The organism is Brasilonema octagenarum UFV-OR1, assembly GCF_963888615.1.
Classification (GTDB): domain Bacteria; phylum Cyanobacteriota; class Cyanobacteriia; order Cyanobacteriales; family Nostocaceae; genus Brasilonema; species Brasilonema sennae.
In genome coordinates, this window is sequence record NZ_CAWPKW010000055.1 from 87,993 (window position 1) to 109,353 (window position 21,361).

Here is a 21,361-nt window from a genome sequence, read left to right on the forward strand (position 1 = left end):
CTAAGTGATAGCGCTTACATATAGTAGTCCTACATCATTTGTGAAACTTTCTTTTGTTTCTCTGCTCTAAATTAACCGTTGAGTAAATATAAGTGGTAGGTAGGTATTCAAATGTGATTAGCCATAATAAAATATGATTGTACCAGTCGAATTTTACATTTGTTATGTCTATCGAGCAAATTTTCAACGTTGCTAATATTTTCGTTTTACCATTTTGGACATTAATGTTTCTCCTACCCAAATGGAAAGTGACACAAAGGGTTATGGAATCGTATCTTCCTTTTGTGCCGTTGGCAGGCGTGTATTTGTATTTGTTTGTTACTAGCATCACACCAGAAAATGCTCAAGCTTTATCAAATCCTCAATTAGCAGATATTGCTAGATTTTTTGCAGATGAGAAAGCTGCTGCAACTGGTTGGGTTCATTTCCTGGTTATGGATTTATTTGTTGGGCGCTACATTTATTTAGAAGGACAGAAAACAGGAGTTTGGACAATCCACTCGTTGGCGCTTTGCTTATTTGCTGGTCCAATGGGATTACTTTCTCATATTTTCACGACTTGGATAACAAAGGCAGTTTCCCCAACTGTTAAGAACGAAGCGGCAGAAGTTGCCGAGAAAACAGTATCTTCTTAAAGTGACTTGATTTCACTACACTACTCCCTCAGCCCCTGCTTAGGATCATGTTTTGAATTTTGAATTGCTTAGCGCTGCTGCTTCCTCTGGTGCTTGAGCGACTAATCGATTTCTGCTACAGAAGAAGAAGTAAAAAGTCGCAATAATCAGAACAAGTGCAATGCCCTTGATACCAGGTTGATAAGCAGGTATAAAATAACAAGCAACCAGGGCAAAAATTCCTAGGATAGACCCAAGACTTGCCCCAAAAATCCCCAATGGGCTTTCGTAAGGTCTTGGTAGGTTAGGACAACTCAACTTGAGCTTAATGTAGCTGAGCATAACGAGAATATAGGAAATGAGTGCTGCAAAAACAGCCATATTTAAAATCACTGCATCCACTGCATCGCTACCTAAGTCAATTAGCATGACACAAATTAATCCGACTACTGTACCTAGAATTAATGCCCGATAAGGAGTATGGTTTTCACTTGTAACAGAAATCCAATGGGGTATATATCCGGCACGAGATAGGGAAAAGAGCGATCGCCCGTAACCGTAAATCACAGTATGAAAGCTAGCCACCAAGCCAAAAGTGAGTGCAATCACTGTTAAGACGTCACTAGTCACACCCTTACCAAAATAAGCTTCCAACCCATCTTTTAGAGGAACATTGGATTGACCGATTGCAGCAGCGCCACCACCAACACCAGAGTTTAGGACTAGGGTAAGAAGCGAAAGGGCAATCAAAGTGAACATACCTAATATAAGTGCTTTGGGCATATTCCTAGGCACGTCATTAGTTTCTTCGCTAGAGAGTGGAAGTATTTCAATTGCCAGATAGAACCAGATAGCATAGGGAATTGAGGCAAAAACTCCCTGCCAGCCTTTGGGTAACCAGGTTGCTGATTCCCCCAGATTGGCAGGAACATTGAACAGTTGTTCCGGCTTAAAAACATCTGCTGCCAACATACTCACATAAAATATCCCTAACACCAGCATTGCTGCCAAGGTGAGAAAAACACTCACATTCAGAGTCAGTTCCACACTCTGGATCGCGATCGCCACGAAAATTGTGTAGGCAAGCAGCCACAGAAGGTAGCTTGGTACGTTGGGTATCAACGATTTCAGGTAGTTACTCATACTAAAGACAATCGCAGCAGTCGTTAGCACATACTCAATGGTGACAGCTACACCGCAAATAAACCCCCAAAACGGACCAAAGGCGTTACGAGTGAAGGAGTAAAAGCCGCCTGTATGGGGTAAGGCTACTGACAGTTCCGCAAGACTGTAGACTATGCATAAATACATGATTGCGATCACAAAGGTAGCAATCGTTAAACCCCAGAAGCCACCTGCTGCCAAACCATAGTTCCAACCAAAGAAATCACCAGAGATCACAGCACCAACACCTAAACTCCACAAAAGGAAAGAATCAGCGCCTCTTTTTAGTTGCCGCTGCCTTAAATAATTTTTGGGAACATTTTTATACGAGATAATTCCTCTTGATTTTTGCATGAATACACTTATGCTCATCCGTAACATATGTATTCTGTTATTGGACTTTATCTCCGGAATTTTGTAATGAACTATTACAATTGCAGTAGGATGAGTTATGACTTAAATCGTTATGTAAAGTGACATAAACAAATATTTTTCAGATAAATTTTCAGAAAAGTCCAAGTCATCGCAGACCGAATATAATGTGTCCCAAAGCACATAGTGTTCTAAAAGTAAAAATCGATATGCCATCCAATAATTTTACTGTCGTCTACGGTCTTAGGTAGGAAGAAGTCATTTTTCAAAAAAGACACTGCCTTTTCTACTGCATAAGTCGATTTCGCCTACATCTATATAGAAATTAGACCACTGTATATTTTGCACCCCCTTTAGCAGCGGATGAAGGGGGGCATTTTTTTGCACCTGATGACATCAGGTGTGGGGTTGCTGTTAAGACTCACCGTCACGTTAAAAGGGGCACAGCATACCGTACCCCAAAAAATGTTGAAACTTAATGAAAAAAGCTGTTTTTCGCTACGAACTTCTGGAATCTAGTACTAAGTTGCTCAACCCTGGCATTGCTAATTCTAGGTATTTGTCCGTCCCGACCCACACGTTGAGTGGCCTTTACGCTCCCGATGCTGTAAGATTACATATCTTGCTGAAATCTTTTTAAAATATCTACTAGGTTGGTTTGGGATTGCTGCGGTAGTAAATCAATCAGAGGAAGTTCTTTTGTGCCACCACCAATTTTAACAGGAATAGATTCTAAAACTTGTACAACTTCATCTTGATCCACTGATTTTCCAGCAGTAATTAAGGGATATACTTTTTCTGCAACTATAGTATGTAACTTGGTATTCGATAAGTAAAGGTGCCATTTGGCAATATCTATATAAATGTTTTCGCCTATTTCTGCTGCTAGGGCTTCTATTGACTCTGTAATGTTAGTGTTAGCCATAAAGATAATCCTATATAAAGCGAGAACTTTCATTTTATATATATTATCCCTCAAATCTTGAGACTGACTCTACCACCGCAAGTTACAATCGCCCTAGTCTGTCTGGTCAGTCTTCAGGTGGATGTAGGTGGTATTTCGGAGTAATTGGCGATCGCCGAAATATAAATCAAATGTCCCAATACCACGACCATCCAACCTGCTGTTAACCAAGGAAGCCACTCCCAAGTAACCATATTCAAGTTATGGAAAAACCACAAACCGGAATTACACAGGGCAAATATCGCCACATGAATGGCAAAATTCATCCGGTCATCTAATTTCCGGTAAGCAGGGTCTTTGCGATCGGGTTTACGAGGCCAACGAGGAGGCATAAGTTATTGTTACAGATATTAACAAAAGTGCTTTCTCACTCATTTTATGATTTTTGGGAGTAAGGTTGACTACCTTTTGAGAACTTGATTAACAAACGCAACAGCCAATTGTGTATTTAATTTAGGGTTGAGTGTACTTAGACACCCTAAAAAAATAAAATACTTACTATGGAAAAAGTTTTATTTTTTTGTTGCTGCTTAGCAGCGCTTGGCACCACCGCCTTGCTCCTTTTATGGTCGTTGCCCCTCTCCCCATTTACACACCCTGGAATAACTGCTAATGAAGCCGTGATCATCTTCTTCCCTGTCATGCTTATGCGCTGGCTTGCTCTCGCCGCCGCACTCATACTGATTGTTATTGCTTGGGGGCGACGGTTGAATATGGCAATGCGCTGGATTGTTGGTCTGAGTATCGTCGTACTAGCCCTACACTTCGTGCTTGGGGTGATAAATATTGGCGTGATGAATGCTTGGATGAGTATTGACCACACAAAAACCCGCGCTACTAACGCCGTTTACGCAGCAATCTACTTTGGTCTGCCCACGCTTTTGCTGCTACTCACAGCGCCCCTAATGCTGAGTGCTGCTCGTTTTTTGCGCTGATCGTCGAATCGGCGGTTACTGAAAGTGGCGATACGCCTTTGGCGTCTGCGCTCCGCGCAATCACGCTCAGACGCATTAACCAAAAGTTACATCAATCTGACTGGCTATAATCTCCTGATTTCCCGCCAGTTTTACTAATCAACCTAATCGATTCAATTTGAATCGACTTTTCCAAGGCTTTCGCCATATCATACAAAGTCAGAGCCGCAACAGAAACTGCAGTTAAAGCTTCCATTTCGACTCCTGTTTCTGCTTTGGTCTTGACTGTTGCTTGAATTTGGTAACCAGGTAATTCTGGACATGGTGTCACCAGTACTTCGATTTTTTGTAATGGTAAGGGATGACATAGGGGAATCAAAGAAGCTGTCTGTTTGGCTGCCATAATTCCGGCTAGTCTGCTGGTTCCTAAGACATCCCCTTTTGGAGCATTTCCTGCTTGAATGGCGGCGAAGGTTTCTGGTAGCATCCTGACTCTGGCTGCGGCGACAGCTTGGCGAACGGTGGACGCTTTTCCAGACACATCGACCATCTGAGCCTGACCCTGATTATCCAGGTGGCTCAAGTTTTTGGAGAAAATTTCAAAATCTTCTTGCGTCATTTAGAAAAGGTGTGCTATTATTAGATGTCGGCAAGGGCGTGTAGCTCAGTGGACTAGAGCACGTGGCTACGGACCACGGTGTCGGGGGTTCGAATCCCTCCTCGCCCGTTATTTGAGAGACACGAACTTTCGTGTCTCTATCTGTTATATATCTACGTATCTTTCAATGCATAAACATCTCGACCGCGCCCAAGAGCAAAGCGCACGGAACTAGATAAATCTTTGCCAGAAAAAGTCAAAAAGACGATAAGACCTAAGAATGTTAAACTAGCGCATAGACCAAACATATTTCTATAGCCAAGATATTCGGCAACATAACCAAGAATTGGACCTGCGATCGCAATCCCTATATCTAAGCCCATCAGACAGATAGCAAATATCTGCCCCCGTTCATAAGGGTGAGCTCGATCCACCATCAAAACTGCAATAATGGGAATCAGAGTGCCAGAAGCAATCCCCTCAATCATTGATGCAAATAAGAAAGTCGCAGGACTCTTTGCTAGCCATAGAACTGATAATGCTAACGTGTAAAGAACTAGACTGATAGTAATAAACAAACCACGACCAAAGCGATCGCTTGCCTTTGCTGTAAATATCCTGATGCCAAAACTAGCAACTGCAGCCGCTGTATAAAACAACCCTGGATTTAAATTAATCCCTGTTGATTTAATGAACAACGGGACAAAAACGTGTAAAGCACCAAAAGCCAAACCAACCAGCAACATGATAAAAGCCGGAATTCTCACTCTGGGACTAAACAAAACTTGCCAAAATTGAAGATTTTGGATATCCCCTTGGTGGTGTTTTGGCAATGGTGGATTGACAATTGTCAACAAACCTAAAAACGCCACAAAAGCCAATTCAGCAGTCATCAGAAATAAAATCTGATCACCAACTCCGGCTTGCAAATATCCGCCTAAAGCAGGTCCAATCGCCACTCCAATAGGATTAACCAAGCTCATGTACCCAATGATTTCACCTCGTTTTTGCGAAGGAGCGATGTCAGCCACCAATGCATTAAAACCAGTGGTGAAAGCCGCTAAACTAATACCATGAAAAGCACGCACTACTATCAGTAGGGGAATAGATTTGACTAACAAGTAACCAAGGGGTGCTATAGCAGCCACGAGCGTACCAATTAGTAAGACGATTTTACGACCCCGCCAATCCGCTAAGCGTCCTAACAAAGGGCGAAAAAACAACAGTCCGATGGCAAAACTACCCATCACAATCCCAATTTGCTGCTTTGTTGCACCCACAGACTCAACATACAGTGGTAGGGTTGGCAGCAATGAACCAATGCTGGACCAGAATAATAAACCTGCTGCAAATAAAATCAGCAGCTTGCTTTGCAATTGGATATTGATTGTGCCAGACATATTCACAGCAAATGCTTATTAATTGTGTCTTTGTTTAATCTTTTACCAGCAATTTCAATGAAATACAATAATGACTCGTTCTTAAAAGAGTACAAAATCCCGTAAAACCCGATAAGCAGGCTTTTTTATGGTATCAAAAAAAAGAAAAGATTGGCTTAGGGGTCGCGTACTATAAAAAGATCGGTTTAGTTATTAGATAAACTAGTAGCATTTCTTACTATCGAAAGCTTAGTAGGTCTATTTGAAAATCTTTCTAAAGATGCAAGTTAAACAGTGATGCTCTCCATCTGTGTCAACTTAAGCCAAAACTTTTTCACATGGTGGGTGCGAACGCTTACGCGTAAGCGTTCACGTTCGCCGTGTCTGGAGGATATAGGGCACCTACTTGAATTGCTTATGCCCGCGTCTTTTGCCTGAACGCAAAATTTAAAGAGACTGCAAAATCTCTTCATCCATAGAAAAATCAACTTCTACTTGATCTCGCCCAGAAGTGAGAAAATCATTCTCAAAGGAGTCTTTGAGTCCAGAAATTAAATCATACTCAGGCTGCCAGTTTAATTCTGTTTTCGCTTTATTCACTGAGGCAAAGAAGTGCTGCACCCGCAAAGGAAAAGCTTTGCGCTTCTTACCGAAATCAAATTTTTTCGGATCGTAATGCACGATATTTATCTCATCGGGAGATTTGCCAGCAGCAACGATGCAGCCGCGGGCTAAACCATCAAAAGTGACGAAGCGATCGCCAGACAGATTGTAAATTTGTCGCAGTGCTACAGAATTGCCCAGAACTTTGGACATTGCTGTTGCTAAGTCTTTGACATGACCGAATTGGGTTATGTGCAAACCGTTCCCAGGGATAGGAATGGGACGGTTACGCACAATTCTGTCAAAAAACCAAGCTTCTAAATCGTTATAGTTCTGAGGACCGTAAATGTAGGTGGGACGAATTGAGGTAAAAGGCAATCCCTGTTGCGTTAGGTAAGCTTCTGTTTCATGTTTACCTAAGTGGCGACTTTTGGGATCGATAGTATCCCCTTCCACATGAGGCATTTGGTCTGATTTGAGATATACTCCAGCAGAACTCATGTACACAAAATGTTCTACGCGGTCTTGAAAAATTTCTGCTAATGGTTGAGTATCAGTCAGTTCTCGTCCGTTGTTGTCAAAAATGGCATCGAAATTTTCTTTAGATAATTTTTCTTTTAACTGGGCAGCATCAGTGCGATCGCCTATAATTTGTCCTACACCCTCGACTGGTGCAGGACGATTCCCACGATTAAAGAGTACGACTGAATGTCCTTGTTCTACTAATAATTTGGTTAAGTAAACACCAATGAACCGTGTACCACCCATTACTAAAATTCGCATACCATTACCCGATCTTAAGTTGCTTGATAAAGGGACTAGTACAGCATGGCGGAATTCGCAAGCCGGAGAAAACCCTGAACATAAGGGTTTTTGATTTTTTGTCAAATGGTATGCTTATTTCCGCGCCCGACGTACTAGGGACTGGTGAGTAGGAGTGAGGATATGAAAAAAAATCCGCGCCCTAAGACTCAATACCTAGTATTTTGTCCCCATCTTGAGGTTATCAGTTTGCGGTATTCTGCAGGAACCTCCTATAAAAGGATTACGTCTTTAGCTAGAAGTGGGGCGTTTCCCATTCCTTTGGGAATACTGTTTGGTGTAAAGCAACCTCTAACTCCCGCCTTGCGTGTTCTCTACCAATTACAGTTAGCTGTGCCCACTAAATGTGCCCTCGTTCATGAATGGTTAACACCGAAAGCCACTGGTGGTTCAGAACTCGTTGTGCGAGAAATTCTCAACCACATCGATGCTGATTTATACGCCCTCATCGATTTTGAATCCAGTCACTCGGAAAGTTACTTATACCAGAGGAAGATTGGCACAACGTTTCTTCAACACCTTCCTTTTGTCCGTAATGGTGTACAAAAATATTTGCCCTTGTTACCACTAGCAATAGAACAGCTAGATTTACGAGCATATGATGTCATTTTATCTTCATCCCACGCCGTAGCAAAAGGAGTTATAACCACTTCCGAACAGTTACATATTTGCTACTGTCATAGCCCCATGCGCTACGCATGGGAGTTGACTTTCGATTATCTTCAACAGAGCAAGTTGGGAAGTGGTTTACCTGGGTGGATGACGCGGTATATACTGCATCGTCTGCGTCAGTGGGATGTGTTGAGTGCGAATCGTGTTGATTACTTTATTGCTAACTCAAAACATACTGCAGGTCGTATTTGGCGTTGCTATCGAAGAGAAGCAACAGTCATTTATCCGCCAGTTAATATTGAGAGTTTTCCTTTCTTGCCTCAAAAAGAAGATTTTTATCTAACTGTTTCCCGGTTGGTGAGTTACAAACAAGTATCTTTGATAATCAGGGCTTTTAATAAATTGCAACTACCTTTAGTAGTAATTGGAACAGGATCAGAGATGAGAAAAATCCGGAGTGTAGCACAATCAAATATACAAATACTGGGGTGGCAACCCGATGATGTGGTAAAAAAATATATGGCTAATGCTAAAGGTTTTGTCTATGCAGCTCGTGAAGATTTTGGCATAGCTTTAGTGGAAGCCCAGGCTTGCGGCACTCCGGTGATCGCCTATGGTGCTGGTGGTGCTTTAGAAACTGTGCGAGATATACGCGAACACGGTGAGCAAGGAACTGGTATCTTTTTTAAAGAGCAAACAGAGGAGGCATTAGTAGACGCGATCAAAAAATTTGAAGTTTATCAAGGAAAATGTAATCCTGAGTATGCGCGAGTGCACGCTGCTCAATTTTCGCCGCAAATGTTTGCACAGCGCTATCTTGACTTTCTAAATAAGTGTATACAAAAAAGACCATCACCTGATTGATGGTCTTATTTTACAGGCTTTTGGAAATTTGCCCCAGAAGCACCTCCTTTTAGCTTTAAGATTGGGACTATGTGTGGTGTGGATTGTTAAGGAGTATGATGACTGCCCAGAGCTCACTCCTCTCCGGGAAGCGATCGCGTAGTAAGCCCGGGACTGGGCGCTGTTTTTCCAGCAGCGTCCGCTCATCTGAAGGACGGACACAACTAAATGCACCTCGGTTAGCGTTGAGCAGGAGATCGCCCTTTAAGGCACTGCGCTCAGCACAACCGCATAGAGCGTTTTTACGCTCAACTGCAACAAATGTGGCTGCCCTATTGCCCTGGAAACGGGCAGGTGTTGTTGAGACAAACACTTCAACAACATACAGAGGATCACGGCTTTTCTTCAAACGCGATCAACACAAAAAGATACCTAAAGTTCAAACTAAAGGTCTGTCTTTTCAAGTTTTAAACGGAGAGTTTACCAAGCGACTGTTCGATATTTTCTTTTCTCTGTCGGTACTAATTCTGTTTTCCCCTTTGTACTTAATTTTGGCTTTGCTGATTGCTTTAAGCTCACAAGGTCCAATTTTTTATATACAGGAACGGGTTGGTAAAAATTACAAACCCTTTTATTGTATAAAATTCAGAACAATGGTAACCAATGCCGACGAAATTCTCGTACAAATGATGGAAACATCTCCTCATATGCGGCAAGAATTTGAGACAAATTTCAAACTCAAGCATGATCCACGAATTACGACAATCGGTCGTTTTTTGCGAATGACTAGCTTGGATGAATTTCCTCAGTTCTGGAATGTTTTAAAAGGAGACATGAGCGTCGTCGGTCCGAGACCTCTAGTCGCAGAAGAGTTACCTAAGTATGGTTCTCACATAGAGCAGATTTTAACTATCCAACCAGGAATTACTGGATTGTGGCAAGTCTCTGGACGTAATGATATTCCCTATCCTCGACGGGTTCAAATAGACTTGCATTACGCCAAATTCAGAAATTTTTGGTTAGATTTGTGGATAATTTTTAAAACCATTGGTGTTGTCATTATGCCCAAAGACAATGGAGCGTACTAAACAATTCAAAATTAAAAGTATGGCACTTTGTCTGGGGCACAGGCTAACGCTCTACGTACCAAGCTATCTCCTTGAGAGAGGCTATGTGTATGCCTACGATACCTTTTGTGTTTACACTATCAAAATTGACAAGCTAATGCTCGGGAGCATTGTAGTCGTTTTTTTATTGCAAATTAAATTCGCGACAATGATCTCGTGATCAAAAATTCGTAATTCCTAATTAAAGTTGTGATTATGAATTACGAATTTTTCCTGAGACTCTGTGCTCAAGCGGCAACTTGACTGCTGAGTTGAGCCTAAATGGTCACTTCACTAAATTTTTTCTTATTTTTAGATAATTTTAAAGTAAACGCTTATATAAAGTTTTTATAAAGGTAACAAAAAATTACAGAATGAGGTAAAAGAGTTTGTATAGGGTAATAAAATCTTGCTGTCAACTCAGGTATCGGCAGATTTACGCATCTGTCCATAAATCTACAAATTAGAACTTGTAAATTTCCCGTTGGAAAATTAAGCAAATACTTGTTAGGTTGTACCAGGGTCGCCTGTAGTATTCATCTATTCAGTAACCACAAGGGATAAGAAAGCATGACGCAAAAGAAGCGAGCGTTGATTACTGGTATTACCGGTCAAGATGGTTCATATCTGAGTGAGTTTTTGCTAGACCAAGGATATGAAGTTCATGGTATTATACGTCGGACATCCACCTTCAACACTGACCGCATAGATCATATCTACGAAGACCCTCACAAAGAGGGAGTGCGGTTATTTCTACACTATGGCGACTTGACGGATGGTACCACTTTGCGCCGCATTCTAGAGGAAGTCCAACCAATAGAAATTTATAATCTGGGTGCTCAATCCCATGTACGGGTGAGCTTTGATTCTCCTGAATACACAGTGGATGCTGTAGGTGTAGGAACGCTGCGTTTGTTAGAAGCAATTCGTGACTACCAGCGTCGCACAGGTATCCAAGTGCGATTCTACCAAGCAGGTTCTTCGGAAATGTTTGGTTTGGTACAAGCAGTCCCACAGACAGAAACCACACCGTTTTACCCCCGTAGTCCTTATGCTTGTGCTAAGGTTTACGCTCATTGGCAAACAGTAAATTACCGTGAATCTTACGATATATTTGCGTGTAATGGAATACTGTTTAACCACGAATCACCAAGACGAGGTGAAACGTTTGTCACCCGCAAGATTACTATGGCAGTTGCCAGAATCGTTGCTGGCAGACAGAAAAAGCTTTACATGGGTAATCTTGATTCCAAGCGCGACTGGGGCTATGCCAAGGATTATGTTAAGGCAATGTGGTTGATGCTTCAGCAGGACAAGCCAGAGGATTACGTGATTGCTACGGGTGAAACCCATACAGTACAAGAGTTTCTCGAACAAGCGTTTGGTTATGTCAACCTTAACTGGGAAGACTATGTGGAATTTGACGAACGCTATCTCCGTCCAGCAGAGGTGGACTTGTTAATAGGTGATTCTACCAAGGCTCAGCAAAAGTTGGGTTGGAAACCATCGATAACATTTGACCAACTAGTAGCCATAATGGTAGAAGCTGACCTGCAAGGATTGGGACTGACTTTACCAAATGGTAAGGTAGCAAAAGTCCTCAAGGATAATGCTATGATTCGGCAAGAATTGGGTGCGCTCCACTTGTGATGTACACCGCGAGGAAAAAAATATGAATGCCTTAGAACTCAAGGACAAAAGGATTCTCGTGACTGGTGGGGCTGGTTTTTTAGGACGTCAAGTCATAGACCAGCTGTGTAAGGCAGGAGCCACAGAAAATAAAATTACGATACCGCGATCGCATTCATGCGATTTACGTGTCCTACAAAATTGCCAACGAGCAGTGGATCAACAAGACATTGTTATCCACCTAGCAGCTCATGTCGGCGGTATCGGTCTTAACCGTGAGAAACCTGCTGAATTATTCTACGACAACTTGATGATGGGAACTCAGTTGATTCATGCATCTTATCAAGCGAAAGTAGAAAAATTTGTCTGCGTTGGTACAATCTGCGCTTATCCTAAATTTACCCCAGTTCCATTCAAAGAGGATGACCTGTGGGATGGATACCCAGAAGAAACCAACGCTCCCTACGGAATAGCAAAAAAAGCCCTTCTTGTCCAACTGCAAGCTTACCGCCAGCAATACGACTTTAATGGTGTTTACCTGCTACCTGTGAATCTGTATGGACCAGAGGATAACTTTGATCCTAAAAGTTCTCACGTCATCCCAGCGCTGATTCGCAAAGTTTATGAAGCACAAAGCAAGGGAGAAAAGAAACTCCCTGTTTGGGGTGATGGTAGTCCTACCCGCGAGTTTCTGTATTCAGAAGACGCGGGGCGGGGTATTGTGATGGGGACTCAATTTTACAACGACCCTGAACCCGTTAACTTGGGAACAGGTTATGAAATCTCCATCCGTGACTTAATCAATCTCATCTGTGAATTGATGGAGTTTGATGGCGAAATTGTTTGGGAAACCGACAAACCCAACGGTCAACCGCGTCGCTGTTTAGATACCGAACGGGCGAAGAAAGCCTTTGGTTTCAATGCTGAAGTAGACTTCAAGCAAGGGTTGAAGAACACGATAGAGTGGTGGCGTAAAAACGCTGCTTAATTATCGTCAGAATACTAATTAATTGTAAGGTGGGCATTGTCCACCTTATTTTTGTTTTTTAGAACTCAGATGAGAAAAACAGAGTTACGCAAATCGTTGCTCAAAACACGTCAATCTTTATCCGTAACAGACTGGAAACATAAGAGTCAGCTTATCTGCCAAAACCTTTTAGACTCCCCTCAATTTAACCAAGCAAAAACAATACTCGCTTATTTTAGCTTTCGCCAAGAACCAGATCTGGGTTCTTTATTTTCAGATTCCCCTCATCGTTGGGGTTTTCCTCGCTGTGTTGGTCAGTCGCTTTCTTGGCATCTCTGGACACATCAAGACACCGTAGTAACCGGAAATTATGGCATCACGGAACCCCATGCTGACGCACCAACTATAGCTCCTGGAGACGTTGATTTAATTCTCGTTCCTTGTCTGGCTTGTGACTATCAAGGATATCGCTTGGGTTATGGGGGGGGATATTATGACCGAATGCTGAGTTCTCCAGAATGGATAAATAAGCCAACCATAGGTATTGTGTTTGCATTTGCCTATTTACCTGAGATACCCATTGATACTTGGGATAAACCGTTGCAAAGTGTATGCACAGAAATAGCCACTTAGAAATTACTCTTTTGACAGAGTTACAAAAGATTTTTATCTAGTTTCTTTCTCCTCCTATAGAGAGAATGCTTGATGATAATCTATAGCAATAATAAGATGAAGCAGATGACACTTAAGTCACTTGCAACTGAATTAATCGTGCTTACTAACAAATTCAAGGAGATTCTTATGGCAATTTCAGATGATGTGCAACCCGGAAGCGAACGACCAGATAATCTGCGAGATGAACTTTTTTACTATCTACTTAATAAAGTCAAACACAGTGAGCAAGGACAGGATGTTACCTACTTCGCTGAAGATTTTGAGGGTAAATCAGTAAGCAAACCTGAATTGATTGAACATCTGGAGCATTTGATTCGGGAAGGAGCGATCGAGGGTAAGGTTGAATCTGATGGCTCGTCTGGTTTGGTGACTTGTAAGAACGCTCGAATTACGACAGAAGGTGAAAACCTGGCGAGAGTAAATTTTTTCAAGGTGTAGCCGTCATTTAGGAATGATTTAACAAGATTTGGCAAACTGAACTACCAACTTATACCCTTTCACGAAAATCCTGATACATTTCACTCCCCCTACTCCCCCTACTTCCCCCTACTTCCCCATATGTATCAACGTTAAAGTGAAACGGTATTACCAGACTCCCCACATCTGCCTGTACGGGCGTGGGGATGTCTCGTTTTAGACGGCGTTTCAAACCGATTAAATAGTTTTGAAAGAAATCAGATATGGAAGGAAGCGCTTGTGCAAGTAGAACTTAAAAGTCGGGAGTGAGTTTCTTTAGTGCAGCGCTTGCATGTAGTCTGACTTGAGCATCTTTGTCTGCCAACATCTGGGTTAATGGATGTATTGCTTGCTTTTTGCCCAACTGTCCTAAAGATAGGGCGATCGCACTTTTAATATTGGCAATTTCAACTCCCGGATGGTTTTGTTGCAACATTTCCAATAAAATTTCTGCTGATTTGTCTGTTAAACTTGTATCACTGACTCGCCCTAAAACTGTAACAATTTCCTGCCATACTGTGGGGAACTCCAGTTGATAAAGTGCTTGTTGCAAATACTCTAAACCCGATAGTGTCCCTACCCAACTTAAAGCGCGGATGGCTTCTAGTTGCAACCGAATTGGTACATTAGGCGACACCAAAACCTGAAATAATTGCTGTGCTGCAGCCTCACCACCCATTCTAGAAAGAGCAACGACGGCGGCACAAGAAACATCTTGGTTAACGTCATAAAGTCTCGCTTGTAATTCTGCCACCAAATCTAGCGCTTCACGTAACTCAGGGCGAAAACCCAAACCAACCACAGCTTCTCGCCTGACTGGGGCGGCAATATCATTCAAAGCATTGATAAGCACTAGTGGCACACGGTGATCGTGAAAGCTACTCAGTGCTTCAATTGCCACAGCACGCACAGCAACTTGTGAATCTTGCACTATGCTCAACAAAGGTGCGATCGTTTCTTTTTGCCGGATGTAAGAAAGCATTTGAGTTGCTAATAGCCGTGTCTGTTCCTGGGCTAAAAGTTCTGTTAAGGAAGCAATAGCAACACAACCCATTTGCCCCAAGGCAGTAGCTGCTATCTCCTTGAGTTGCTCACTGTCATTGCTTTGTAGCAATTCCATTAGAGGTGGAATGGCATTTGGATTTTTCAAATCCCCCAAAATGCGTGCTGCGTAAGCGCGTAACTCTTCCTCTACGTCTTCATCTTTTAATATATCTATCAATGGGGGGATGGTAATCGTCCCTAAGCCAGTTAATATTTTGGCTATTTCCCAGCGTTGCTGAAAATCTCCATTTTCCAGAACACAAAGTGCTAATTCCAGGAGATGTTCTTGATTTTTCAGTATCTCTGGATGTTCTAAGTTGTGTTGTTGAGTCAACTGTTGCAAGCATTGAATCAGTGATGACCAATCAGCTGCGTTGTATGCTACTTGCGCTTGCACTAAAAGCTGGTTGATGTTATCCACAATTAACAAAATCTCTCGCTAGGTTTCAAAAGCTATCAGCTTTTTGTCATGTGTCCTCGCTTGCAAGGCAGAGGTGATAAGGGAAGAAAAAGTTTTAAGATATGGGTTTGAGACAAGCGCTCCTACCAGGGGTGTTCCATTAGCGAGTCATGACTAACACCGAATTTTTCTCTATCTTGACGGAGTAGGTTGCTAACGGTTTTGTAGCTGGACCTGTTTGCACCTTACCATCATTTCCAAATTTTGAGGCATGACAGGGACAGAAGAATTTTTGTGCATCATCTTTCCATTGGACTGTGCAACCTGCATGAGTACAAGTAGGGTCAACTGCAATTAGATTATTTGATTTAGATTTACCAACTACCAAGACTGGACCAACAGGTGAGTTTTTGGCAAGCAACTGACCAGTCTTATCTAAATCTTCCGTTGTACCTACAGTTTGCCAACCTTTAGGTTTTTGGGAAGAACAAGCTGCAATCAATACGGGTAAGGAACTTGCTATCCAACCCAAACCAACGAAAGTTATGAAATCACGACGATTCATGGCTGCTAAAAAAAGGTAGAAAATATAACCCTAGTGTGGCATCTCAAATGTTGTTCTGGGTAAATAAAAGGCTTTGCGTCTCTTGTGCTTATTTTGATGCGAGAAATGCATCTGATTGATACAGTTTAATCAATTTTTCTAAAATTTCGTAACTAAAGATACGATTTTCATCGCTTTAGAGCATTAAGGTAAGGAGGAACAAGTACATAACGTGTATCCAGACAGTGCAGCAAACAAATTATTTTTAGCAAGCATCTAAACACCAAAAAATACAAACAATTTTTTCTACTTATATACCTCATAAACCTAGAAAAACAGGATGTTATGAGGTGAACTAGCGCTGGTCTCACCGTAAGGCGTGGCGTTAGCCATAGGGTGATAAATTGATGTTGAGCAACGACCTCTAAAACTTTTCTGGAATTTGCAATTGAGTTGAGCTCATGACAGACCTAGCAACTACCACTACAACCAGCTTAAACAAGTTTGAGAAATTTAAGGCACAAAAAGATGGTCTTGCTGTTAAGGCAGAAATAGAAAAATTTGCCTCTGTTGGCTGGGAGGCGATGGACGAAACCGATCGCGATCATCGGCTTAAGTGGGTGGGTGTATTTTTTCGCCCAGTCACTCCTGGTAAGTTTATGATGCGGATGCGGATACCTAATGGTATTCTCAGTTGCGAGCAAATGCGTGTGCTTGCTGAAGTGATTCAGCGTTACGGTGATGATGGTAACGCTGACCTTACGACCAGACAAAATATCCAACTGCGGGGCATCCGGATTGAAGATTTACCAGAAATCTTTAAGAAACTTCGTGCCGTAGACTTAACCAGTGTCCAGTCAGGGATGGATAATGTCCGCAATATTACAGGCGATCCAGTCGCTGGGTTAGATGCGGATGAATTGTTTGACACACGAGAGTTGGTACAACAAATTCAGAATATGATTACCAGTCAAGGTGAAGGTAATCCTGAGTTCACCAACCTCCCACGCAAATTTAATATTGCGATCACTGGTGGACGGGATAATTCAGTTCACGCCGAAATTAACGATTTAGCTTTCGTTCCAGCTTTTAAGGAAGTCGAGGGAGCTCGGATCTCTGAGCAGGGAGCAGAGGAAGAAATGACTTTCTCATCCCCAATATTTGGCTTCAATGTTATTGTTGGTGGATTCTTTTCTGCCAAGCGCTGTGAGGCGGCTGTTCCGCTGAATGTTTGGGTTCCACCAGAGGATGTCGTCGCTTTGTGTAGAGTCGTTTTAGAAGTTTTTCGTGATCACGGTTTACGCGCAAATCGGCAAAAAGCCCGCCTGATGTGGTTAATTGACGAATGGGGTTTGGAAAAATTCCGCGCAGAAGTTGAAAAACGGTTTGGTAAGTCGTTGATCAGCGCAGCAGCACGGGATGAAATTGATTGGGAAAAACGCGACCACGTTGGGGTATATAAACAAAAACAACCAGGATTGAACTACGTAGGGTTACACATTCCCGTTGGTCGGTTGTTTGCCGAGGATATGTTTGAAATCGCACGTCTGGCAGAAGTTTACGGCAGTGGCGAAATCCGTCTTACGGTTGAACAAAACTTGATTATTCCCAATATTGCTGATTCATTGCTGGAAAGTTTATTAACAGAACCTGTACTTAACAAGTTTAGTATTAACCCCACTTTGTTGACGCGATCGCTCGTTTCTTGCACAGGCGCACAATTTTGCAACTTTGCCCTCATTGAAACCAAAAACCGCGCTTTAGAAACCGTAAAGGCGTTGGAAGCAGAGGTAGAACTAACTCGTCCTGTGCGAATTCACTGGACAGGATGCCCCAACTCTTGCGGACAGCCCCAAGTGGCAGACATTGGCTTGATGGGAACTAAAGTTCGCAAAAATGGTAAAACTCTGGAAGGGGTTGATATTTACATGGGTGGTAAAGTTGGCAAGGAGGCACAACTAGGAACCTGTGTTACCAAAGGTATCCCTTGCGAAGACTTGATACCAGTCTTGCAAGAACTCCTGATTTCAAATTTTGGCGCACGCTTACGAGAACCAGCGACAGTTTAAAGCTACGCCTGATTTCATTTCCATATTTTTTTTCTACATTATTTGTCCTGATTCATTAAGTATTAGAAATGACTTAGGGGATAAGGACAGGCTTCACTAAAAATGTAGCCACATGAATGTTTTTAGGACCATCGCACGATTGTCCCCAGATTTGTCGATCCAATTTTTCTGTCTTCTATCCAATAAAACCCAATGCTCAAAGGATTGTTTTCGTTTAACGGTCGCTATCGCATTCTGCACCAGACTTGGTTTGCCTTCTTTCTAACTTTTGTTTGTTGGTTTAACTTTGCTCCTTTTGCGACAACTATTGGCAAGGAGTTACATCTGGCACCAGAGCAAGTTAAGACTTTGGGCATTTGCAATCTTGCTTTAACAATCCCCGCACGGATCATCATTGGGATGCTTCTAGACCGTTTTGGTCCGAGAATTACCTATTCAATGCTGCTGATTTTTGCTGCTGTTCCTTGTTTGGCAACAGCGCTATCGCAGAATTTTCACCATCTCGTCATCAGTCGCTTACTAATGGGAATTGTTGGCAGTGGGTTTGTCGTTGGTATCCGGATGGTGGCGGAATGGTTCCCACCAAAGGAGATTGGAATTGCCCAAGGTATTTATGGCGGTTGGGGTAACTTTGGGGCTTTTGGGGCAGAGTTTGCCCTACCTACAATTGCGGTTGCTGCTAGCTTTTTGAGTGGTGGCGCTTCTAATTGGCGGTTTGCGATCGCCCTAACTGGTATCATCGCCGCTATCTATGGCGTGATTTATTACAACAGTGTTCAAAACACACCCCCCGGCAAAGCTTATAAAAGACCTAAGAAAAATGGTGCTTTAGAAGTGACCAGTGTTAAAAGCTTCTGGGCAATGATTCTCTCAAATTTCGGTTTGATTTTCGCCTTGGGTTTGTTGGCTTGGCGTCTGGAACAAAAGAACATTCACTTTTTGAATTTGAGCCAAATGTATTTGGTTTGGGTCATGTTGGCAGGATTATTTGCTTACCAAACATACAAAGCTTGGCAAGTTAACAAAGAACTTCTCACTGGCAATAAAACCTACGCTCCCTCACAACGCTATCAGTTTGGTCAAGTTGCTTTACTCGAATTCACTTACGTGACTAACTTTGGTTCGGAACTTGCTGCCGTTTCCATGCTACCCGCGTTTTTTGAAAAAACCTTTGGTTTAGAACATGTGGTAGCTGGGATGATTGCTGCTACTTATCCCTTTTTAAACTTAATTTCTCGTCCCAGTGGAGGTTTAATTTCTGATAAGTTTGGCTCCCGTAAATGGACAATGACAATTATTTCTGTTGGCATTGGTGTCAGCTATTTAATGGCACATTTTATTAACGGCAGTTGGGCGCTTCCAGTTGCAATTGCAGTGACGATGTTAGCCGCTTATTTTGCTCAAGCTGGCTGCGGTGCGACCTACGGAATTGTACCTCTCATCAAGAAAGAAGCGACTGGACAAATTGCTGGAAATGTGGGAGCTTACGGTAATTTTGGAGGCGTGGTTTATCTGACAATTTTCAGCTTAACTGATGCACCAACGCTGTTTACCACAATGGGTGTAGCTGCTCTGATCTGCGCTTTTATGTGTGCTTTTTTCCTGAAGGAACCAAAGGGTTCGTTTGCTGCTGCTTATGAAGGTGAAGTACCAGAAATGGGAACTGCAGCGAATCACAATTCTGGTCTGATGGCGGAGAAATAAGATGAAATAATTGATATCTTAGAAAAATCTGGCATAAGAGTATTAATAACCGCAGATGGACGCAGATAAAGTATCTGTGTTTATCTGTGTTTTTTTCATAAAATGATGTTGTTTTAAAAATCTTTATTTAAAATTAATAGATTAGATAAATTGTATAAGAAAGCTCTATCAATCAAGTCACTAAAAAACGATATTTTGTATCAGTAAAAACTTTTTTTGTTTTTGAACTCAGATTTAATTAAGTAGAAATACTTGCAATTACGAAATTTGACTTAAAAGAGTAAATAAAATTAAGCAAATATTAGTTACTCTGATTTCATGTTTGGTCAATCAGTACTCGGAGAATTTTGTTAGTGCAGTCAACTGAATAGAACAAGTTTAAAAACATAGTATTTTGCTGGAATAGATCTTTGACAAACGAAACATTTAAACAATTTATGAACATGGTGGAATTGCCATGACTGAATCTACCAAAACTGTGTGTCCATACTGTGGTGTTGGCTGTGGACTGGAAGTTTCTCCGCCAGCACAATTAGGCAAAGCGACTCATCGAGATAGTCACGGAAATCCGATTTGGCGGGTGCGAGGCGACAAAGCGCACCCTTCTAGTCAAGGTATGGTTTGTGTCAAAGGTGCCACAATCGCTGAGTCTTTAGACAAAAACAGATTGCACTACCCAATGGTACGAGACTCGTTGGATCGGGAGTTTCGCCGCGTTAGTTGGGATGAAGCTTTTGATATTATTGTCAATCGTATTCAAACACTGCGCCTCACCACTGGATCTGAAGCTATATGTATGTATGGTTCAGGTCAGTTTCAAACTGAGGACTACTATATGGCTCAGAAACTCTTAAAAGGGTGTCTGGGTACTAATAATTTTGATGCTAACTCGCGTTTATGTATGTCTAGCGCTGTAGCTGGATACATACAAAGCTTTGGATCGGATGGTCCGCCGTGTTGTTATGAAGATTTGGAGTTAACGGACTGTGCGTTTTTAATTGGGACAAATACGGCGGAATGTCACCCAATTATTTTTAACAGACTTGAGAAATACCACAAAAAGAACCGCAAAGTGAAAGTGATTGTGGTTGATCCCCGTCGCACACCAACCGCAGAAGCCGCTGATTTACATTTAGCTATTCGTCCCGGTACAGATATCGACTTGTTGAACGGTATCGCTCACTTGTTGATGCGCTGGAACTACATAGATACCGCATTTATTGACGACTGCACCAGCAACTTTCCCGCATATGCTGAGGTGATTCGCCACTATCCTCCAGAGGTGGTGGCTCGTCAATGTGGTATCAGTGTTGAAGATTTAGAAACAGCAGCACGCTATTGGGGTCAATCTAATCGGGTGTTGTCCCTGTGGTCGATGGGCGTGAATCAATCATCAGAAGGAACTGCTAAGGTCAGAACTATTATTAACCTGCACCTGATGACTGGACAAATTGGCAAGCCAGGTGCAGGACCTTTCTCTCTCACTGGTCAGCCAAACGCGATGGGAGGACGAGAAGCTGGAGGTTTATCGCACTTGTTACCTGGCTATCGAGTGGTCAAAAATCCTCAGCACCGCGCCGAGGTTGAGGAGTTTTGGGGACTCAAGCCAGGACAGATTTCTCCAAATCCCGGTATGACGGCTTGGGATATGATTACTGGGCTGGAAAATGGCAATGTGGGGTTAGTGTGGGTTGCTGCTACTAATCCTGCTGTGAGTATGCCGGATTTGGAACGGACTAAGAAGGCTTTGTTGCGATCGCCCTTCACCATCTACCAAGACGCCTACTATCCAACAGAAACCGCTGCTTACGCTCATGTCCTGCTTCCAGCTGCACAGTGGAGTGAGAAAACTGGCGTGATGACCAATTCTGAACGCATGGTC

20 protein-coding genes and 1 tRNA gene are annotated in these 21,361 nt (G+C 42.4%); 12 read left to right on the forward strand and 9 right to left on the reverse strand.

What is annotated here, in order from left to right:
* Nucleotides 1–164 precede the first annotated feature (164 nt).
* On the forward strand, nucleotides 165–635 hold the full coding sequence (locus AC5590_RS04385; RefSeq protein ID WP_169263182.1) for an ABA4-like family protein: 471 nt from the start codon (nucleotides 165–167) through the stop codon (nucleotides 633–635).
* Nucleotides 636–680: 45 nt separating this feature from the next.
* On the opposite strand, the gene eat is transcribed toward AC5590_RS04385, so the two are convergent.
* From eat to AC5590_RS04400, 3 genes are all read right to left on the reverse strand, one after another.
* Complete coding sequence (gene eat, locus AC5590_RS04390) at nucleotides 681–2,132, reverse strand: ethanolamine permease (protein WP_169263183.1); 1,452 nt, start codon at nucleotides 2,130–2,132, stop codon at nucleotides 681–683.
* 631 nt (nucleotides 2,133–2,763) lie between these two features.
* Nucleotides 2,764–3,075, reverse strand: coding sequence for a DUF3181 family protein (locus AC5590_RS04395; RefSeq protein ID WP_169263184.1), 312 nt, complete (start codon nucleotides 3,073–3,075; stop codon nucleotides 2,764–2,766).
* 113 nt (nucleotides 3,076–3,188) lie between these two features.
* On the reverse strand, nucleotides 3,189–3,446 hold the full coding sequence (locus AC5590_RS04400) for a 2TM domain-containing protein (protein ID WP_169263185.1): 258 nt from the start codon (nucleotides 3,444–3,446) through the stop codon (nucleotides 3,189–3,191).
* 168 nt (nucleotides 3,447–3,614) lie between these two features.
* Between AC5590_RS04400 and AC5590_RS04405 the strand changes: the two genes are divergently transcribed.
* Nucleotides 3,615–4,049 (forward strand): hypothetical protein, encoded by a 435-nt coding sequence (locus AC5590_RS04405; RefSeq protein WP_169263186.1) that lies wholly within the window; start codon nucleotides 3,615–3,617, stop codon nucleotides 4,047–4,049.
* 91 nt (nucleotides 4,050–4,140) lie between these two features.
* Here AC5590_RS04405 and moaC read toward each other — a convergent pair whose 3' ends face one another.
* Nucleotides 4,141–4,647, reverse strand: coding sequence for a cyclic pyranopterin monophosphate synthase MoaC (gene moaC, locus AC5590_RS04410; RefSeq protein WP_169263187.1), 507 nt, complete (start codon nucleotides 4,645–4,647; stop codon nucleotides 4,141–4,143).
* Between the two features lie 34 nt (nucleotides 4,648–4,681).
* Here moaC and AC5590_RS04415 point away from each other — a divergent pair.
* Nucleotides 4,682–4,755: transfer RNA gene (locus tag AC5590_RS04415), tRNA-Arg, on the forward strand.
* Between the two features lie 44 nt (nucleotides 4,756–4,799).
* Here AC5590_RS04415 and AC5590_RS04420 read toward each other — a convergent pair.
* Together AC5590_RS04420 and AC5590_RS04425 are read right to left on the reverse strand one after the other, a co-directional pair.
* The gene (locus AC5590_RS04420; protein ID WP_169263188.1) at nucleotides 4,800–6,026 is read right to left on the reverse strand and encodes an MFS transporter; all 1,227 of its coding nucleotides are present in this window, start codon (nucleotides 6,024–6,026) and stop codon (nucleotides 4,800–4,802) included.
* A 426-nt stretch (nucleotides 6,027–6,452) separates the two neighbouring features.
* Complete coding sequence (locus tag AC5590_RS04425; protein WP_169263189.1) at nucleotides 6,453–7,391, reverse strand: NAD-dependent epimerase/dehydratase family protein; 939 nt, start codon at nucleotides 7,389–7,391, stop codon at nucleotides 6,453–6,455.
* Nucleotides 7,392–7,763: 372 nt separating this feature from the next.
* On the opposite strand from AC5590_RS04425, the gene AC5590_RS04430 reads away from it, so the two are divergent.
* Nucleotides 7,764–8,906 (forward strand): glycosyltransferase, encoded by a 1,143-nt coding sequence (locus AC5590_RS04430; RefSeq protein WP_169263207.1) that lies wholly within the window; start codon nucleotides 7,764–7,766, stop codon nucleotides 8,904–8,906.
* A gap of 67 nt (nucleotides 8,907–8,973) precedes the next feature.
* Here the strand turns inward: AC5590_RS04430 and AC5590_RS04435 are convergent, their stop codons facing one another.
* On the reverse strand, nucleotides 8,974–9,294 hold the full coding sequence (locus tag AC5590_RS04435) for a hypothetical protein (RefSeq protein WP_169263114.1): 321 nt from the start codon (nucleotides 9,292–9,294) through the stop codon (nucleotides 8,974–8,976).
* Here AC5590_RS04435 and AC5590_RS04440 point away from each other — a divergent pair.
* The 5 genes from AC5590_RS04440 (at nucleotide 9,221) to AC5590_RS04460 (ending at nucleotide 13,700) form a co-directional block, all read left to right on the forward strand.
* Nucleotides 9,221–9,973: an undecaprenyl-phosphate galactose phosphotransferase family protein gene (locus tag AC5590_RS04440; protein ID WP_169263208.1), complete on the forward strand. Its 753-nt coding sequence runs from the start codon at nucleotides 9,221–9,223 to the stop codon at nucleotides 9,971–9,973. The two genes, AC5590_RS04435 and AC5590_RS04440, sit on opposite strands and share 74 nt — an antisense overlap.
* Nucleotides 9,974–10,561: 588 nt before the next feature.
* On the forward strand, nucleotides 10,562–11,641 hold the full coding sequence (gene gmd, locus AC5590_RS04445) for a GDP-mannose 4,6-dehydratase (RefSeq protein WP_169263190.1): 1,080 nt from the start codon (nucleotides 10,562–10,564) through the stop codon (nucleotides 11,639–11,641).
* Nucleotides 11,642–11,663: 22 nt separating this feature from the next.
* Nucleotides 11,664–12,608, forward strand: a complete 945-nt coding sequence (locus AC5590_RS04450; protein WP_169263191.1) for a GDP-L-fucose synthase family protein — start codon at nucleotides 11,664–11,666, stop codon at nucleotides 12,606–12,608.
* Nucleotides 12,609–12,677: 69 nt separating this feature from the next.
* Entirely contained in the window at nucleotides 12,678–13,220 is a 543-nt protein-coding gene (locus tag AC5590_RS04455) for a 5-formyltetrahydrofolate cyclo-ligase (protein WP_169263192.1), read from the forward strand.
* A 168-nt stretch (nucleotides 13,221–13,388) separates the two neighbouring features.
* Nucleotides 13,389–13,700: a hypothetical protein gene (locus AC5590_RS04460; protein WP_169263193.1), complete on the forward strand. Its 312-nt coding sequence runs from the start codon at nucleotides 13,389–13,391 to the stop codon at nucleotides 13,698–13,700.
* Nucleotides 13,701–13,971: 271 nt separating this feature from the next.
* Here the strand turns inward: AC5590_RS04460 and AC5590_RS04465 are convergent, their stop codons facing one another.
* Together AC5590_RS04465 and AC5590_RS04470 are read right to left on the reverse strand one after the other, a co-directional pair.
* The gene (locus AC5590_RS04465; protein WP_246163095.1) at nucleotides 13,972–15,183 is read right to left on the reverse strand and encodes a HEAT repeat domain-containing protein; all 1,212 of its coding nucleotides are present in this window, start codon (nucleotides 15,181–15,183) and stop codon (nucleotides 13,972–13,974) included.
* A gap of 139 nt (nucleotides 15,184–15,322) precedes the next feature.
* Nucleotides 15,323–15,727: a QcrA and Rieske domain-containing protein gene (locus AC5590_RS04470; RefSeq protein ID WP_169263194.1), complete on the reverse strand. Its 405-nt coding sequence runs from the start codon at nucleotides 15,725–15,727 to the stop codon at nucleotides 15,323–15,325.
* A 440-nt stretch (nucleotides 15,728–16,167) separates the two neighbouring features.
* On the opposite strand from AC5590_RS04470, the gene AC5590_RS04475 reads away from it, so the two are divergent.
* From AC5590_RS04475 to AC5590_RS04485, 3 genes are all read left to right on the forward strand, one after another.
* Nucleotides 16,168–17,775, forward strand: coding sequence for a ferredoxin--nitrite reductase (locus AC5590_RS04475; protein ID WP_169263195.1), 1,608 nt, complete (start codon nucleotides 16,168–16,170; stop codon nucleotides 17,773–17,775).
* Nucleotides 17,776–17,967: 192 nt separating this feature from the next.
* Complete coding sequence (locus tag AC5590_RS04480; protein WP_169263196.1) at nucleotides 17,968–19,479, forward strand: NarK family nitrate/nitrite MFS transporter; 1,512 nt, start codon at nucleotides 17,968–17,970, stop codon at nucleotides 19,477–19,479.
* A 457-nt stretch (nucleotides 19,480–19,936) separates the two neighbouring features.
* On the forward strand, nucleotides 19,937–21,361 hold a 1,425-nt coding region (locus AC5590_RS04485; protein WP_169263197.1), incomplete at its 3' end, for a molybdopterin-dependent oxidoreductase.

What these genes read in the sequence shown, in the direction of transcription:
- AC5590_RS04385 (WP_169263182.1), top strand. Translation starts at nt 165, where the DNA reads ATGTCTATCGAGCAAATTTTCAACGTTGCTAATATTTTCGTTTTACCA.
- eat (WP_169263183.1), bottom strand. Translation starts at nt 2,132, where the DNA reads ATGCAAAAATCAAGAGGAATTATCTCGTATAAAAATGTTCCCAAAAAT.
- AC5590_RS04395 (WP_169263184.1), bottom strand. Translation starts at nt 3,075, where the DNA reads ATGGCTAACACTAACATTACAGAGTCAATAGAAGCCCTAGCAGCAGAA.
- AC5590_RS04400 (WP_169263185.1), bottom strand. Translation starts at nt 3,446, where the DNA reads ATGCCTCCTCGTTGGCCTCGTAAACCCGATCGCAAAGACCCTGCTTAC.
- AC5590_RS04405 (WP_169263186.1), top strand. Translation starts at nt 3,615, where the DNA reads ATGGAAAAAGTTTTATTTTTTTGTTGCTGCTTAGCAGCGCTTGGCACC.
- moaC (WP_169263187.1), bottom strand. Translation starts at nt 4,647, where the DNA reads ATGACGCAAGAAGATTTTGAAATTTTCTCCAAAAACTTGAGCCACCTG.
- AC5590_RS04420 (WP_169263188.1), bottom strand. Translation starts at nt 6,026, where the DNA reads ATGTCTGGCACAATCAATATCCAATTGCAAAGCAAGCTGCTGATTTTA.
- AC5590_RS04425 (WP_169263189.1), bottom strand. Translation starts at nt 7,391, where the DNA reads ATGCGAATTTTAGTAATGGGTGGTACACGGTTCATTGGTGTTTACTTA.
- gmd (WP_169263190.1), top strand. Translation starts at nt 10,562, where the DNA reads ATGACGCAAAAGAAGCGAGCGTTGATTACTGGTATTACCGGTCAAGAT.
- AC5590_RS04450 (WP_169263191.1), top strand. Translation starts at nt 11,664, where the DNA reads ATGAATGCCTTAGAACTCAAGGACAAAAGGATTCTCGTGACTGGTGGG.
- AC5590_RS04455 (WP_169263192.1), top strand. Translation starts at nt 12,678, where the DNA reads ATGAGAAAAACAGAGTTACGCAAATCGTTGCTCAAAACACGTCAATCT.
- AC5590_RS04460 (WP_169263193.1), top strand. Translation starts at nt 13,389, where the DNA reads ATGGCAATTTCAGATGATGTGCAACCCGGAAGCGAACGACCAGATAAT.
- AC5590_RS04470 (WP_169263194.1), bottom strand. Translation starts at nt 15,727, where the DNA reads ATGAATCGTCGTGATTTCATAACTTTCGTTGGTTTGGGTTGGATAGCA.
- AC5590_RS04475 (WP_169263195.1), top strand. Translation starts at nt 16,168, where the DNA reads ATGACAGACCTAGCAACTACCACTACAACCAGCTTAAACAAGTTTGAG.
- AC5590_RS04480 (WP_169263196.1), top strand. Translation starts at nt 17,968, where the DNA reads ATGCTCAAAGGATTGTTTTCGTTTAACGGTCGCTATCGCATTCTGCAC.